The sequence below is a fragment of the Sandarakinorhabdus sp. genome (genome assembly GCF_040398665.1).
GTDB lineage: Bacteria > Pseudomonadota > Alphaproteobacteria > Sphingomonadales > Sphingomonadaceae > Sandarakinorhabdus.
On the sequence record NZ_JBBATQ010000006.1, the window covers coordinates 127,491 to 141,878 of the forward strand.

General features: G+C 63.4%; 14 protein-coding genes and 1 tRNA gene. 5 read left to right on the forward strand and 10 right to left on the reverse strand.

Annotated elements, in window-relative coordinates:
- Positions 1-40: 40 nt before the first annotated feature.
- Positions 41-117: transfer RNA gene (locus ABWP22_RS09855), tRNA-Arg, on the forward strand.
- A gap of 924 nt (positions 118-1,041) precedes the next feature.
- Here the strand turns inward: ABWP22_RS09855 and ABWP22_RS09860 are convergent.
- The 6 genes from ABWP22_RS09860 to phhA all read right to left on the reverse strand — a co-directional run bounded on the left by ABWP22_RS09860 (position 1,042) and on the right by phhA (position 5,848).
- A complete protein-coding gene (locus ABWP22_RS09860) occupies positions 1,042-1,794 on the reverse strand; it encodes a PEPxxWA-CTERM sorting domain-containing protein (RefSeq protein ID WP_353199799.1) in 753 nt (250 codons plus the stop codon).
- 126 nt (positions 1,795-1,920) lie between these two features.
- Positions 1,921-2,421, reverse strand: a complete 501-nt coding sequence (locus tag ABWP22_RS09865) for a response regulator (protein WP_353199800.1) — start codon at positions 2,419-2,421, stop codon at positions 1,921-1,923.
- A 54-nt stretch (positions 2,422-2,475) separates the two neighbouring features.
- The gene (locus ABWP22_RS09870; RefSeq protein ID WP_353199801.1) at positions 2,476-2,712 is read right to left on the reverse strand and encodes a hypothetical protein; all 237 of its coding nucleotides are present in this window, start codon (positions 2,710-2,712) and stop codon (positions 2,476-2,478) included.
- 369 nt (positions 2,713-3,081) lie between these two features.
- The gene (locus ABWP22_RS09875; protein ID WP_353199802.1) at positions 3,082-3,588 is read right to left on the reverse strand and encodes a hypothetical protein; all 507 of its coding nucleotides are present in this window, start codon (positions 3,586-3,588) and stop codon (positions 3,082-3,084) included.
- Positions 3,589-4,091: 503 nt separating this feature from the next.
- Positions 4,092-4,961 (reverse strand): alpha/beta fold hydrolase, encoded by an 870-nt coding sequence (locus ABWP22_RS09880; RefSeq protein WP_353199803.1) that lies wholly within the window; start codon positions 4,959-4,961, stop codon positions 4,092-4,094.
- Positions 4,962-4,996: 35 nt separating this feature from the next.
- Complete coding sequence (gene phhA, locus ABWP22_RS09885; protein ID WP_353199804.1) at positions 4,997-5,848, reverse strand: phenylalanine 4-monooxygenase; 852 nt, start codon at positions 5,846-5,848, stop codon at positions 4,997-4,999.
- A 95-nt stretch (positions 5,849-5,943) separates the two neighbouring features.
- Here phhA and ABWP22_RS09890 point away from each other — a divergent pair, with 95 nt between their 5' ends.
- Together ABWP22_RS09890 and ABWP22_RS09895 are read left to right on the forward strand one after the other, a co-directional pair.
- On the forward strand, positions 5,944-7,446 hold the full coding sequence (locus ABWP22_RS09890) for a TLP1 C-terminal extension domain-containing protein (RefSeq protein WP_353199805.1): 1,503 nt from the start codon (positions 5,944-5,946) through the stop codon (positions 7,444-7,446).
- A 195-nt stretch (positions 7,447-7,641) separates the two neighbouring features.
- Complete coding sequence (locus ABWP22_RS09895) at positions 7,642-8,964, forward strand: coiled-coil domain-containing protein (RefSeq protein WP_353199806.1); 1,323 nt, start codon at positions 7,642-7,644, stop codon at positions 8,962-8,964.
- Between the two features lie 62 nt (positions 8,965-9,026).
- Here the strand turns inward: ABWP22_RS09895 and ABWP22_RS09900 are convergent, their stop codons facing one another.
- Together ABWP22_RS09900 and ABWP22_RS09905 are read right to left on the reverse strand one after the other, a co-directional pair.
- Positions 9,027-9,836: a TrmH family RNA methyltransferase gene (locus ABWP22_RS09900; protein WP_353199807.1), complete on the reverse strand. Its 810-nt coding sequence runs from the start codon at positions 9,834-9,836 to the stop codon at positions 9,027-9,029.
- 10 nt (positions 9,837-9,846) lie between these two features.
- Positions 9,847-10,467: a DNA-3-methyladenine glycosylase family protein gene (locus ABWP22_RS09905; RefSeq protein WP_353199808.1), complete on the reverse strand. Its 621-nt coding sequence runs from the start codon at positions 10,465-10,467 to the stop codon at positions 9,847-9,849.
- A 240-nt stretch (positions 10,468-10,707) separates the two neighbouring features.
- On the opposite strand from ABWP22_RS09905, the gene ABWP22_RS09910 reads away from it, so the two are divergent.
- Both ABWP22_RS09910 and ABWP22_RS09915 read left to right on the forward strand, forming a co-directional pair.
- Entirely contained in the window at positions 10,708-11,835 is a 1,128-nt protein-coding gene (locus ABWP22_RS09910; protein WP_353199809.1) for a sensor histidine kinase, read from the forward strand.
- A gap of 4 nt (positions 11,836-11,839) precedes the next feature.
- The gene (locus ABWP22_RS09915) at positions 11,840-12,631 is read left to right on the forward strand and encodes a LytR/AlgR family response regulator transcription factor (protein ID WP_353199810.1); all 792 of its coding nucleotides are present in this window, start codon (positions 11,840-11,842) and stop codon (positions 12,629-12,631) included.
- Here the strand turns inward: ABWP22_RS09915 and ABWP22_RS09920 are convergent.
- Both ABWP22_RS09920 and ABWP22_RS09925 read right to left on the reverse strand, forming a co-directional pair.
- Positions 12,628-13,773, reverse strand: coding sequence for an alpha/beta hydrolase (locus tag ABWP22_RS09920; RefSeq protein ID WP_353199811.1), 1,146 nt, complete (start codon positions 13,771-13,773; stop codon positions 12,628-12,630). The two genes, ABWP22_RS09915 and ABWP22_RS09920, sit on opposite strands and share 4 nt — an antisense overlap.
- Positions 13,770-14,282, reverse strand: a complete 513-nt coding sequence (locus tag ABWP22_RS09925; protein ID WP_353199812.1) for a VOC family protein — start codon at positions 14,280-14,282, stop codon at positions 13,770-13,772. The genes ABWP22_RS09920 and ABWP22_RS09925 overlap by 4 nt, the downstream gene beginning before the upstream one ends.
- Between the last annotated feature and the right edge of the window lie 106 nt (positions 14,283-14,388).

The following is a 14,388-nucleotide window of genomic DNA, read 5'->3' on the forward strand; positions in this document are numbered from 1 at the left end:
AATGGCTGAGACGCGCCGCTAAGAGGCCCATCCACAGTGCGCGCCCGTAGCTCAGCTGGATAGAGCATCAGACTACGAATCTGAGGGTCGGACGTTCGAATCGTTCCGGGCGCACCACCCACTCAAAATACCCGGGATTAGCCGGGATGATGCGGGACATGGCGGGATTGTCCCCGCGGTATCGGGCACTTGCCTGGGTCCGGCGCATCGTCGCCAAGGCCTGGAGACAGTTTGATTGACGCAAGGCGCGGCAAGAACGGAGCCTTTCTCCCGGAGGCCAAAAACCATTCGGCAGATGCGATGCTGTTTTGATACAGGTGCGCAGACCCGCCGACCAAGCTGCTGGGCCGACGCTCGGCCGGGCTGGAACCCGTGGGCCTGACGCTGCCCTGCCCAATCAGTCGGTCGATTTGCGATCTTGGCGAGCCGCTGGCGCGTGTGCGTTACCGGTTGCCGGCCTTCGACGATCGCGGGTGCGAGCGTTGAGAGACGCAGCAGTCGGGTAAAATGCTCGGCCGAGTAGCCCTGTGATGCAGCCACGCTTGCAAGGGGCACGTCGACTGATGCGAGCATCACCTGCCAGGCACCACGGGCCAAGGCGATAAGCTTGATCAGCGCTGGATCGGCCTGAGATGCACTGGAGGCCGTGTCGTCAGTCCAGCCCTTATCGCATATGGTCTGGAGGGTCTCGACACGCGGCATACAGGGGGCAGCTGGCCCGGCCTGCGGATCTGGCAGGGAACGCTGGCGCTTGTGTCTGCAGCGCTGGGGCATGGCGGGGTGCCCCGCCTGTGCAAGACACGGACGCCACGGTCATGGGCGGTGCGCCGCCACACCGCCGCAGCCCAGGGCGGACCTGCGGTTTCCTGGTTTCAGGATTTGATCTGGGTCAGGCTGCAAACGCGACCGAGCACACAGATGACAACAAAAAATGCAGGGCTGGAGCGCACCGGTACACGGCACGCCCAACCCTGCATCATAAGCAACTTGCTACCAAGGATGGCGCGCTCGAGCCCTGATCGGCCGAGCGCGCATCCTGAGTCAGGCCGCGACGACCATTGTCGAGCGCCGACGGAAGGCGCCAACCAGGCCAAAGCCGACGACCAGCATCGCCCAACTTTCCGGTTCCGGAACCACAGCGGACACCACACCGGGCGCATCGCTGGAGAAGCTGCCGTTAGCCTTGGCGCGGAAGTCGTTGAGGCTCTGGCCGCTGGTGGCACCGAACGCGGCCGACAGGCTGGAAAGGACCAGATTGAGATCATATTCCGTGCTGTTCGGGAAGGTCATGAAATCCGACGACACGTTCGAGAAGGTTGCACCACCCGAAGTGTTCGCAGCCAGCGAGCCAGACGTGCCGCTGCCAACGATTGCGCCGCCGCCGAAGGTGGCGGTGAACACGTTGGATTGCGCCGCATAATCCGTCTGACCGACGGTAACGGCATTCTTGGTGCGAACCTCGAAGGTGCCGGCCGACTGGTTGGACGTGGACAGCGCCTGAACGAAGGTGCCGAACACGTTCTGGGCAGCACCGGTGGTATAAGCAGAAAGCTTCATTTCCACAGGCAGGGTACCCAACGCGGTATTGAGCGCCGCGTTGGCGAACGTCACGCTCGCATCGACCCACATGGGCGAGGTGCCGTTGCCGGTCTGCGTGTAGATCCTGTTGGCAGCCTTGACGTAACGGACATTCGTGCCAGTCGTTGAGACTGCGATGTCGACAATGGTAACAGCCGAGGCGGCACTGGCAGAGGCCAGCAACATCCCAGCAACAAAAAGACGATGAATGTTCATGACTTCTCCCTTTGGTGTCTTGACTAACTTACGAGACAATTGCTGGCCCGTAAGCGCAGCAATGTCTTCATAGTCAAACCCGGGAGATTCGGGCGAAGTTGGATGCCCATTATGGGCATGTTGTGCTCAATTTGAGCTAGTCGCCGCCATGGCTTCGGTCACGGCAGGGACGTCCGGGCCTGCGACAGCCGATGGCGGGCTGATGATTTCGCACAGATTCGAGAAGAGGTTGAGGGGCCCCTCACTCTTGCCCAACAAGTGGGCAATGCCGTTGGCCTGGCAGAGCGAATTCGCCAGGACGCTTTTGGAGGTGGCGTTGGGGCTGGTCGCGACGATCATGGCCTGCTTTTGCCGGTTCTTGATCCGGCGGGCCAGTTCCAGGCCGGTCATGGCCGGCAATTCGATGTCGATCAGCGTGAGATCAAAGATCGCGCTGCGCGCCCGCGTCCAGGCGTCGTAGCAGTTGGTAAAGCAGGTGACGCTATGGCCTTTGTCGCGCAATTTGCTGGCCAGGCTTTCGCGGAACCGGGCGTCTGCATCAACCAGCAGGATGCGCAGCGGCTTGGCATCTTCGGAACGAACCGCGTCGGCGGCATCCAGTGCGGCTTTGATTTTCTGCTCGTACATCTCACATACTCTGCTTGGCCAAAAGCCGAGGACCCAGCCCTGCGCTGTCCCGCTTCAAGGTGAAACCCGTGTCCGCTGCCGCCGCGAACCAACGCCGACCAGCCCGATCCCCGCAGCCAGCAAACCAAGGCAGGCGGCATCCGGGCCATCGACCGTCAACGAACCGAAGTTCACGGTGAACAACCCCTGGCCCCCAGCGTGCATCCGGCCATCGGCAAACCCGGCGGACTGCGCAGGTGCCGAAATGACCGGGCTGCCCTCGATCACGGACGTTCGGGCAAAGTCGGGCATGGTGGTCGGGGTTGGTTGCTGGCCTGGGCCGCGGAACGTCAAGATGTGCGCAACGCTGGTGCTGTCGACTGGTTGGGCAACATCATTGCCGCCTCCAGACAAGAACATCGTTGCGGACAGGGCAGACGCTGCGCTTCCACAGGCCATAACTGCGAGGAATGGCAGAATAAAATTGACATGATTGCGCATTTTACCCTCCCCCATCCCTTTGCAGAAACCAAGTTTCGATAGTTTGATAAATATTCATTCGAGATGCGCAAGATGCATAGTGCAGTTTTTCTAAAGTATGATGCTCATTTTGAGCATGTTTACTTTTGCTATACAATCATGCCGACAATGAAATTGCTGCATGGTCGCATCGCGCGGCGATCAGGCCGCATCAAGGGCGGCCGGCGGCGTGGCGGGCGCGCTGGTTGGCGCAGTCAGCCCGCGCAACAGCTTCAGCACCGCTTCATTCTCGAAATTCAGGATCAGGCCCTGTTCGGTTGCGCACACGGCGCCCATCGCACTCAGCTTTTCCAACCGGCGCCGCATTGTCTGGCGGGGCGTGCAGGTCGCGCGCGCCACAGCGCTCTGCGATGCCGGAACCAGATTGACCGTCGAAAGTGTGGCACCTTTCGTGCCCGCCGTGCGTTGCGAGCGTTGCAGATTGGCCGTGGCGATCGTGGTCAGCGTCAGCAGTTCTTCGGCGTTCAAGTGGGTATCGCGTTGCAATTCCTGAAACAACACGGCGGTCCGGTTGAGCGCAGCGTAGACACTGGGCAGCATGATCCCAAGCTCGCCCGCCAGATGCCCCATGACCTCCGACTCCACACGAGCCGAAGCCGCATGATCGTGGCCGGGCGCGAAACCGCGCGCAAAGGCATGATCTGTCATGGGAGTTGCGCTTTCAGGCCAACAAGTTGAGTTTGTATTTGCCTTGTTAAGAATCTTTTTTAAGGCGATCAGCCGCCTTTGCTTTCGATATATCTGGATTTCACACTAAAGAGACACTGACAGAAACAAGTTCCTGATATTTCAAAGAACGGATAATGCATGGCGACCCCCCACGACTGCCCGATTAACCATATTTTTTGACTAGCGCGGCTGACGGTCTGGAAACAAGTTCTTGGATGCTCATATCGGGCATCTAATAGAAATTAATATTTTGATATCCGGCGGAATCTAAAAACATTAACACAACTTATAGTTTTGAAGGCCGCTTCGCGCGCCGACCGTGTCGGCCACGGCGCGCGACTTGCTGGCCGATGGGGCCGCCCGAATCAGGTGCAACATGTTCCCGGGTGATGACGCCATGTTGCAGGCACCGGATCGTTTCCGCGCAAGCCGAGCATGGCCATCGGGCGGTAGGCCGGTGTGGCGGTGCCGGCGTCAGTTGATCAGAGGAAGGCGCGCAGTTCGGCCACAAAGCGATCAAACTGGTCGTGGTGCAGCCAATGGCCGGCATCGGCGAAGGTCACGACGCCGGCATTCTGGAAATGCGCGATGCGGCCGTCGGCTTCCGGGTTGGAGGCCCAGCTTTTTTCGCCATACATCAGCAACGTCGGGCAGGTGATGCGCTGCCAAAGCTGCATCACCAGATCGTTTGGCATGTCGTGCAGCCACGGCAGGTGCAGATAATTGTCGAATTTCCAACTGTAGCTGCCGTCCTCGTTGCGGTGGGTGCCGTGGATGGTGAGGTGGCGAGCCTGTTCCTCGCTCAGAAAGCTGTTTTCCTGATGCATGCGCGCAAATGCATCTTCCAGCGTGGCATATCGCTTGGGCTGGCGGGCGGCGGCGGCGCGCTTGGCGTCGATCCATTCGCGCTCGCGTGTCGCAAAATCGGTCTTCTGCCGTTCGGCGATCATCTTAGGGCTGGGGCCGAGGCCTTCGATGGCGACGAGCTTCTTCACGTTTTCCGGATACAGGCCGGCATAGCGCAGCGCGATATTGCCGCCCATCGAATGCGCCACGATGGTGACAGGCGCCAGCTTCAACTGATGGATCAACTGCGCCAGATCATAGACATAATCGTGGGTGATATAATCGCCATCGGGCGCCCAGGCGCTGTCGCCATGCCCACGCCAATCGGGGGCGATGATGTGCCAATCGCCCTGCAATTCGCGCGCCACCCAATCCCAACTGCGGGCATGATCGCGCCCGCCATGCAGCAACAGCAGCGGCGGCGCGGCGGTGTTGCCCCAATCGCAATAATGCAGCCGCAGCCGCTGCGAGATGAAGCTGTGCGAGGTGGGGCCGGAATTGATCATGTGGCGGGGTTGGCGCGTGGCGGCGGCGCTGTCAATCAGGCGGGCAGCAAGCCGCCATGGTGCTGATCACCGCGGGTGAACACCCTGTCATCGGGCAGGATGGCGGTGATGGGAAGATCGGCACGGCCGGCCAGCCGCTGGTAAAGCGGGCCGAAATCGGTTTCCAGCGTGACGCGCAGCAGATCGTCGAAGCTGTCGATGACGAAATAGGCCTGCTGATAAGCGTCGATCCGATAGGGTGTTTGCAGCACGCGCTGCAGTTGCCAGCCGATGCGGTTCGGGCTGCTGCTGTCGAGGGCAAACCGCGTCTCGCCGTGGCTGGAAACGATGCCGGCACCATAGATGGCCAGGCCTCCATCGCCTTTGGCCGGGCTGCGGATCAGGCCGAATTCCACCGTGTACCAATAAAGCCGCGCCAGCCGATCGATCGCGCCATGATCCGCCGCGCGCAAGCCGCCGCGGCCATAGGCCTGCATGTAATCGGCAAAGGCCGGATGCGCGAGCAACGGCACATGGCCGAACACGTCGTGGAACACATCAGGTTCCTGCAGATAATCGAGCTGATCCGGCCGGCGGATGAAATTGCCGGCCGGGAAGCGCCGATGGGCGAGATGATCGAAGAACACCGCATCAGGCACCAGGCCCGGCACCGCCACCACCTGCCAGCCGGTGAGCGCCATCAATTGATCGTTGAGCCGGGCAAAATCCGGCACGCCGGGCCGGCCGAGATCGAGCAACCGCAGCCCTGCCAGAAATTCCGGCGCGACCCGGCCGGGCAGCAGCCGCGTTTGCCGATCAAACAGATGATCCCAAACACGGTGATCGGTGGCGGTGAAATGCGCCCAATCCTGGGGGATGGTCCAATCAAGGGAGGCTTGGCGGTGCACCCAATCAATCTAGCAGGGGGGCGGCCGCGGCGCGAGTGCTTCCCGGCAGCGGGTCTGGCCTGTATCAAGGGCAGAAGCCTGAGGGGAAATTGCCGATGTCGCTGCCAGCCGATCGCACACCAGTCATCATCGGCGTCGGCGAGGTGCTTGACCGGCCCGGCGATCCTGCAGCGGCGCTGGAGCCGCTGGCGCTGATGGAAGCGGCGGTGCGCGCCGCCGATGCAGATGCCGGCGGCGGATTTCTGGCGCGCGTCGACAGCCTGGATGTGATCAACCTGATTTCCTGGCGCTATGATCGGGTGGCGGCGCGGTTGGCGGAACGGCTCGGCATCGTGCCACCGCGCGCCGTGTATGGCGTGGTCGGCGGCGAGACGCCGACAACAAAAATCCACGAAGCCGCGCTGCGCATCATGAACGGCGATTCGATGGTGGCGGTGGTGACCGGCGGCGAAGCCCAGAATGCCGTCGCCAAGGCCAAGGCCGCCGGCGTGACGCTGCCGTGGACGCCGCCGGCGAGCGTGCCCGAGAACCCCATCATCCCATCCGAACATGTGACGCCGCTGGGCATGAGCCACGGCATCTTCCAGCCGATCCACATCTATCCGCTGTATGAAAATGCCACTGTCGCGGCCTGGGGGCTGACCCCGGCCGAAGCGCTTGCCGAAAGCGGCGCGGCCTATGAACGGATCAGCGCGGCCGCAGCGGCCAACGCGCAAGCCTGGGGGCGCGCCGCGTTCCGTGCGGACGCGATCACGCAGGTGACCGACGACAACCGCATGATCTGCTGGCCCTATACCAAGCGCATGGTGGCCAACAACAATGTCAATGCGGCAGCCGCGGTGCTGATGACCACGCTGGCGGCGGCACGCGCGGCGGGCATCCCGGAACACCGCATCATCCACATCCACGGCGGCGCCAGCGCGGGCGAACCGATGGATTATCTGAAGCGCGATCAATATGTGCATTCGGCGGCGCAAGACGCCGTGCTCGGCCAGGCGATGCACATCGCGCCGCAAGGCTTTGACCGGGTCGAACTTTACAGTTGTTTCCCCACCGTGCCGAAGATGGCGCGGCGCACGCTGGGGCTGGCGGCAGATGTGCCGCTTTCCGTGATGGGCGGGCTGTCATTCGCGGGGGCTGGCCTGAATTGCTACATGCTGCATTCGGCGTGCGCGATGGTGCGCTCCCTTCGCGATGCCCCGGCCGATTCGGCGCTGCTGTATGGCCAGGGCGGCTATGTGACCAAGCACCACGCGCTGGTGATCGGCTGCCGCGCCGCCGAGCCGGCGTGGCTGATGCTGAACCGCGATGTGCAGGACATGTGCGAAAATGCGCGGGGCGACGTGCCGCGCTTCGATGGCGGCTATGCCGGGCCGGCACGCGTGGAAACGTTCAGTATCGTCTTCGGCCGCGATGGCCAGCCCAGCCATGGCAGTGTGGTGGGGCGCACGCCGGATCAGGCAAGGGTGTTCGGCAAGCTGGACATGGCGGACAATGTGGGGCTGGCTGCCTTTCTCAGCGTTGATGCCAGCCCTGTCGGCATGGCGGGCCGCGTGGATGCGGGCGATGATGGGTTGCAGCACTGGCGGGTCACGTAACAGGCACCCTTGGTGGCGGCGCGTTGACGGCATCATGATGCTGCCGACACCGGCCCGCCTGCTCGCCCCATGACGCCGCGCCTGTCCATTTTGAGCAGGCGCGGCGTGGACTGCACCTTCCCAACCGATATCAGGCTTGAGCGGTGGCGCGACGCCATGGTGATCCCGTGAAATGACTGATCCAAAGGGAACAGGATGAGCAAGTGGAATTTCTTGCGTGTCGTGGCCGCATCTGACGGTCAGGTCGGCAGCACCATTGATACATCGGGCACCGGATTGCCGATGACGGCTGCTGATCTGGCGGCCATGCGGACTGTGATTGGCGGCAACGTCGCCGCGTTTGAACAGTCGCTGCAAGACATGTGGCGCATGCCGGAGAATTTCCGCCAGATGATGGCACCGATCGAGGCGGCGGTTGCCAATCTTGATCTGGTGCGGCGGCAACTGGCAGCGAGCGAGGCGCAACTGGCGCGCGAATCGCTGAGCGCCACCACAGCGCAGCGCGACCTTGATCGGCTGGCCGAAGTGACGGACCGGCTGCAACGCGACCTGCTGATTGAGCAGACCACCGCTGCCGCCCTGCAACAGCGTGTCAGCAACCTGGATGCTGACAATGCCCGATTGGTGCAGACCGACATCAACCTGACCGCCGCATTGCAGCGCAGCCAGGCCGAAACCGGCGAAGCAATCAGCCAACTGCAGGAAAGCAACCGGCAACTGGCAGAGATGGCGGTGGCGCAGGCGGTTGCCGACCGGCGCATCGGCCAGCTGCAGACGGAGCTGGAGCAGACCAGTGGCGATCTGGCAGAGCGTGACGCCGCGCTGGCCGCCGTGTCGTTGAGCGAGCGCCATTTGCGTGCGCGGCTGGAAATGGCCGCTGAATCGATTGCCGAACTCGAGGCATCGGTGCGTCAAGTCGATGAACGCTATGGCGAGACTCGCGCCGCCCTGCAGCGCGAGCGCGATACGGGGGTAACCCTGCGCACCGATTTGAACCACACCAGGCAGATGCTGACCGAAATGGAGGCCCGACTGGAAAATCAGACCGAGGCGGCACAAACCCAGGCGAGGGCGCAGGAGCATCGCATGGAGATGTTGCGCGCGCGCATGGCCGAAGCCGAGCACAGCCTGGCGCTGGAACGGCGCAAGCGGCGCGAGAGCGATTTCGATCTGGCCCGGTCGACGAGCACCATCGACGCTTCGAACCGCAGCATGGCAGACCTGCGGGTTCAACTGGCCAGTGCGAACGAGGCACAGGCCATGCTGGCCCGCAAGCTGAACGAAGAGAGCGAGCGCAGCCGGGCGCTGGAAGCGCAACTGGCCGCCACCCGCGATCAGGCCGCGGCGGATTATCAGGAATTCCTGTCCAACGTCTCGAATTTCCGGGCGTCGGAAGCATCGCTGAACGAATCGCTCGATCGGTTGCGGCGGCGCCTGACATTGTTGGAAAGCGACAATGACCGCTTGCACCGTGGCCTGCCGGTTGCCGTGCGGGATGAGTTGGCTGGACAGGACTGAACGACTGCCAGCGCGCCAGGATGGAGGCAGGGTTCGACATCGACCCGCTTCGTTCTGGTCGGTCAACCGCCCAGGCGATCCAGTGCATGGTACAACAGCACGCCGGCACACACGGCGACGTTCAGGCTGTCGGCCGTGCCGTGCATCGGCAGCTTCACCACCGCGTCACACTGGGCGGCATATTCGGCGGGCAGGCCGGATTGTTCGTTGCCCATGAACAGGAAGCAGGGCGCAGCATAGCCATGGGCGCGGTAATCGACGGTGCGGCCATCCAGCGCTGCGCCAACCAATTGCCCGTCCCCCTGCCGCAGCCAGGCGAAGAACTCCGGCCCGGAGGCGCGCGCGACCTGCCGGCTGAACAGTGCGCCCATGCTGGCGCGCACGGCCTCCACGCTGAACGGGTCGCAGCTTTGATCGAGCAGAATCACCCCGCCGGCGCCGGTGGCGTCGCAGGTGCGCAGCATGGTGCCGAAATTGCCGGGGTCCTTCAGATTCTCCGCCACCAGCCACAGGTTGCTGCGGGCGCGATCGATGCGCGCCAGCGACGTGTCCGGGATCGGATAGGCCGCCGCGACGCCCTGGGCATTGTCCTTGCCGGTCAGCCGCTGCATCAGATCGGGCGTGGTGCGCAGGATGGTGGCGTGCGCTGCGCCGGCTGCGGCAATCAGTGCCTGGGTGAGCGGATGGCGCTCGGCCTCAGGCGTGAACACCAAAGTGGTCGGCACCTGCCCGGCGCCGAGCGCTTCGGTGCAGACGCGCAGGCCTTCGGCCAGGAACTGCCCAGCCTCGCGGCGGCCGCGCTTGTCGGCCAGCGTCTTCAGCGATTTCAGCACCGGGTTGGCCGCCGAGGTGACATCGGTAATGCGGATCATGGCGCCCAGATCACAAAGCAACGATATTGTAAGTGTGCCAGAGCAGGATCGACAGCGCGCCGCGGTGCGGGCGCATCGGTTCGGCCAGGGCGCGAGCGCGCTTTTCGGTCGGGCGCGATGCTTCGCCGAGCAGCCGGCCCAATTGCACCTGCAAAGCCAGATCACCGGCCGGGAAGATATCGGGCCGGCCTTCGGCGAACAGCAGGTAAATCTCTGCCGACCAGCGGCCGATGCCCTTGATCGAGGACAGCAGCACGATGGCCGCCTCGTCATCGGCGGGCAGGGCGGCAAAATCCACGTGCCCGCCGGTCACCGCTGCGGCCAGCGCGTGGACATAGCTGGCCTTCTGCCCGGACAGGCCGGCGCTGCGCAGTGTGTCGAACGGAGTGGCGGCAACGCGGGCCAGATCGTCCATGTCGCCGCCGCATGCGGCTTCCAGCTTGTTCCAGATGCTTGCGGCCGCCTTGGTGCTGACCTGCTGGGCTACGATGGCGCGCATCATCGTGCCGGCACCGCGCGGCCGCAGCCGGGGTTCAGGCCGGCCATGCGCGGCCAGCGTGGCGGCCACCGGGGGATGAAGGGCCGCCAATGCATCGAGGCTGGCGGCCAGTTGTTCAGCAGAAAGGCCCATGGGCAACAGCCTAGCGGGGCAGCGGCCGGCTGGCCAGCGGGGGCGATGTTGACGTCTGTAAATCGCTGGTTTGGTTCCAGTGGCACGCCCCACCCTCAGCGCCTCCCGCAAGCGGGAGGGGAGCGGATTGCACATGCACCAACGATTCCCCTCCCGCTTGCGGAAGGGGCTTGAGGTGGGAATGGCTGGCCCGAAACCCGCGATTTGGCCTTTCGCCCCCGACCCGTTATGGTCCCGAGGATGGTCGACCCTCGTGTCCGCATCGGCTTTTTCCAAGACAAGAACCGTGCCTTCTGGATTTTGCAGGGCGGCGGCTGGATCGCCTATCTGATGCTCAGGGCGCTGTCGGGCCTTGCCAATTCGATGGGGCTGGCCTTCGTGCTGCCAGCGATGATCATCACGGCGACCGGCTTTTCGATCACCCTGCTGCTGGCAGCCGCCTATCGCCGGCTGATCGCCATGAAGCCGATCTGGACCTGGACGCTGACCGCCATGTTGCTGATGACGGCCGCAGCGCTGTTTTCGGTGTTGGAGGTGTGGGCGCACGCGACCTTCTATCAACCCGGCTGGCAGCCCAAGGGCATCCAGTTCCTGGGGGCAATTCTGCTGGATTTCTCGGTGCTCGGGGCCTGGACGGGGCTCTATTACGGGATCAACTATTATCTGCTGCTCGCCGATCAATCGGAGCGGATGCTGAACATGGCGGCACAGGCCAACAGCGCGCAACTGGCCATGCTGCGCTATCAACTCAACCCGCATTTCCTGTTCAACACGCTGAACAGCATCTCGACACTGGTGCTGCTGAAACAGACCGACCGTGCCAACGCCATGCTGTCGCGGCTGGCGAGTTTCCTGCGCTACAGCCTGGTCGGGGAACGCGAAGGCCTCGCCACGGTTGCGCAGGAGGCGGAAGCGCTGAAGCTGTATCTCGATATCGAACGCACCCGCTTCGAGGCCCGGCTGCGCACCCGGTTCGATGTCGCGCCCGATGTGATGGAGGCGCGGCTGCCATCGCTGTTGCTGCAACCCATTGTGGAAAATGCCATCAAATATGCCGTTACCCCATCCGAAGACGGCGCCGACATCGTGATCGACGCGCGGCGCATGGGCGACCGGCTGGTGATCACCATTGCCGATACCGGCCCTGGCCTGGGTGGAACGCCGGCAGACGCGGGCGGTACCGGTGTGGGGCTGGCCAATATCCGCGAGCGACTGGCGCAAAGCTATGGCCCGGATCATCGCTTTGAACTGGCGGACAATGAACCGCAGGGGCTGATCGCGCTGATCGACATTCCGTATCAGACCGAGATTGTGCCACTTCCTGCCGCATACCCGATTGCAGCGCCGCAACTTGGCTCGCAAGGATGATGCCATGCTGATCCGTGCAATCCTGGTTGATGATGAACCGCTGGCCATCCAGGGCCTGGAACTGCGCTTGGCTGCGTTCGACGATATCGAGATTGTCGAGCGCTGCGCCAATGGCCGTGAGGCGATCCGTGCCATCCGCACCCACAAGCCCGATCTGGTGTTTCTCGATATCCAGATGCCGGGTTTCGATGGCTTCTCCGTGATCTCCGGCTTGTCCGATATCGAGCCGCCGTTGTTCGTGTTCGTCACCGCCTTCATGCAGCACGCGCTGAAGGCCTTTGATGCCCAGGCGGTGGATTATCTGCTCAAACCCGTCGAGGAAGAGCGGCTGGCCGCCACCGTCGAGCGCGTCCGCCAGCGCCTCGCCGAGCGCCAGGGTGCGCAGGGCGCCGAGCGCTTGAAGGAAATCCTGTCCGAAGTCGCCCCCGAAGCCCTGCCGGATGATCTGGCCGATGCGCCGGCCGCCAGCCGGTTTGAAAAGGTCATCAACATCAAGGATCGCGGCCAGATTTTCCGGGTGGAAGTGGCCGAGATCGAACGCATCGATGCCGCCGGCGATTATATGTGCATCTACACCGCCGATCAGACCCTTGTGCTGCGCGAGACGATGAAGGATCTCGAAAAGCGCCTTGATCCCAAGAAGTTCCAGCGCATCCACCGTTCGACCATCGTCAATCTCGACAATATCAAGAGCGTCAAGCCGCACACCAACGGCGAATGTTTCCTGGTGCTGGGCAGCGGCACGCAGGTGAAGGTCTCGCGCTCCTATCGCGACGTGGTGGCGCGCTTCCTTTAAAAGCCCTGGCGCCCCAGCCAGCCGGTGACGATGCCGGCGGCGGTCTTCAGATGCTCGGGCTGAAACGCGTAATAATGTGTCGCGCCTTGCACAACATGGCGTTCCCGCGACGCTGCGTTCGGGACACAATCATACAGGCGCTGCGTGTGACTGGGGGTGCAGGCGTCGTCCGCCGTATTGCCGATCACCAGCACCGGCACGGTGATGCGGTGGCCCACTTTCAGCGAGCAGGCGTGGCTGCGCAGGCTCCACTGCGACAGCCATGATCGCAATGTGGTGAAGCGGCCCAGCCCGCCGGGGCTGTCGTTGATCAGGCGCGGATCACCGAGATAGCAGCGGCCGGGCGCGCGATCATTGGGGTCCACCAACGGATCGAGCCAGCAGGGCGCCGCCATGGTGCCGTGGACGATGAAGGCGCGTTCGGCATGCGGGCCTTCGCGCTGCGTCAGTTCGGCCAGCGTGTGCAATGCCCAGTCGGTGATGCGGTTCGATCGCGCCACCTGGGCAGCGGCATATTCGGCCAGAAAGTCCGCGCTGTACGGCGGCTGCGGACCGGCCGGATCATAAAGATTCCACCGCGAATCGCGGCGGGTGGGATCGGATTCGTCGATCACCGACGGATCAAGCCATTCGGTCAGCGTCTGCGCCCGCGACACGTGCGCCGCCAGCAACATCACGCCATCGACCGGCGGCAATTTCGCTTCGACCATGGCAAAGCGATCGCCGGCCGGCGTGTGGGTGATGCAGGCGTCGGCCGCCTCCGCCTGATAGAACAAGGCGAGGCTGCCGCCGCCCGACCAGCCGGCGAGCACGACCTTGCTGTAGCCCAGCACATCGCGGCAATGCGCCACCCAACGGCCGAGATCCACCGCCACCTTCTCCATGATCAGCGCCGAATCATTGTTGGGGTAACGCGACACCGCCGTGAGCACGTGGCAACCAGCCGCCGCCAGCGCACCGGGCATCGGCAGATAATGCATGATGCCCATCGGGTGCATGAAAATGACAATCGTGTCCGACGCCGCATCGGGCTTCAGATGATGGGCCTGCAGTGCCACCACGCCATCGATGCCACCATAGGTGTCGCGCAGGCCGACGGCCTCGCGAAAGGCGATCAGCAGGGGGATGCGGGCAAAGCTCATGCCGCCTTCGCGGCCTTGCGAGCGCTCCAGGCGGCAATGGTGGCGTGGGCGGTGCGCGCGTCTTCGGCCAATATGGTATCATGCGCGGCGACGCGGGTGGTGATTTCCAGCGGCAAGCCATTGGGATCGGCGAAATAGACCGATTTGACGAAGCCATGATCGATCGGCCCGAAACAGGGCACGCCGGCGCCGTTCAACTGGTCCCGCCAGGCCAGCAATCTTGCCTCATCCTCGGCCTCGAAGGCGACATGGCGGTCGAACCCGTGTGCCATGTTGAAATCGCCATCCTTCACGCTGTTCGGGGCATCGAAGAAGGCGATGAAATTGCCGTCCGGCAGGCGAAAGAACAGATGCACGAACGGGTTGGGCAGGCCCGATCCCGGCTCCTTTTCCTCCTGCACCACCGCGGCCAATGGCAGGCCGAGCACGTCTTCGTAAAAGGCACGCGTTTCTTCGGCGTCGCGGCAGCGATAGGCGCTGTGGTGAATGCCCTTGAGTGCTGTGGTCATCGCCCGAGTCCTCCCCTTCGCCACGCTCGCACAGAGAATGGGCTGCGCCAAGCGGCGTAATTGTGAATTACAAGGCTACAAAGGTTCCGCTTTTTGCCTTTCTCCG

Excerpts from the sequence above, each read along its gene's own strand:
- ABWP22_RS09890 (WP_353199805.1), top strand. The coding sequence starts at position 5,944 with ATGTCGCTGCCAGCCGATCGCACACCAGTCATCATCGGCGTCGGCGAG.
- ABWP22_RS09920 (WP_353199811.1), bottom strand. The coding sequence starts at position 13,773 with ATGAGCTTTGCCCGCATCCCCCTGCTGATCGCCTTTCGCGAGGCCGTC.
- ABWP22_RS09900 (WP_353199807.1), bottom strand. The coding sequence starts at position 9,836 with ATGATCCGCATTACCGATGTCACCTCGGCGGCCAACCCGGTGCTGAAA.
- ABWP22_RS09875 (WP_353199802.1), bottom strand. The coding sequence starts at position 3,588 with ATGACAGATCATGCCTTTGCGCGCGGTTTCGCGCCCGGCCACGATCAT.
- ABWP22_RS09910 (WP_353199809.1), top strand. The coding sequence starts at position 10,708 with ATGGTCGACCCTCGTGTCCGCATCGGCTTTTTCCAAGACAAGAACCGT.
- ABWP22_RS09915 (WP_353199810.1), top strand. The coding sequence starts at position 11,840 with ATGCTGATCCGTGCAATCCTGGTTGATGATGAACCGCTGGCCATCCAG.
- ABWP22_RS09870 (WP_353199801.1), bottom strand. The coding sequence starts at position 2,712 with ATGCCCGACTTTGCCCGAACGTCCGTGATCGAGGGCAGCCCGGTCATT.
- ABWP22_RS09865 (WP_353199800.1), bottom strand. The coding sequence starts at position 2,421 with ATGTACGAGCAGAAAATCAAAGCCGCACTGGATGCCGCCGACGCGGTT.
- ABWP22_RS09895 (WP_353199806.1), top strand. The coding sequence starts at position 7,642 with ATGAGCAAGTGGAATTTCTTGCGTGTCGTGGCCGCATCTGACGGTCAG.
- ABWP22_RS09860 (WP_353199799.1), bottom strand. The coding sequence starts at position 1,794 with ATGAACATTCATCGTCTTTTTGTTGCTGGGATGTTGCTGGCCTCTGCC.
- ABWP22_RS09880 (WP_353199803.1), bottom strand. The coding sequence starts at position 4,961 with ATGATCAATTCCGGCCCCACCTCGCACAGCTTCATCTCGCAGCGGCTG.
- ABWP22_RS09925 (WP_353199812.1), bottom strand. The coding sequence starts at position 14,282 with ATGACCACAGCACTCAAGGGCATTCACCACAGCGCCTATCGCTGCCGC.
- ABWP22_RS09905 (WP_353199808.1), bottom strand. The coding sequence starts at position 10,467 with ATGGGCCTTTCTGCTGAACAACTGGCCGCCAGCCTCGATGCATTGGCG.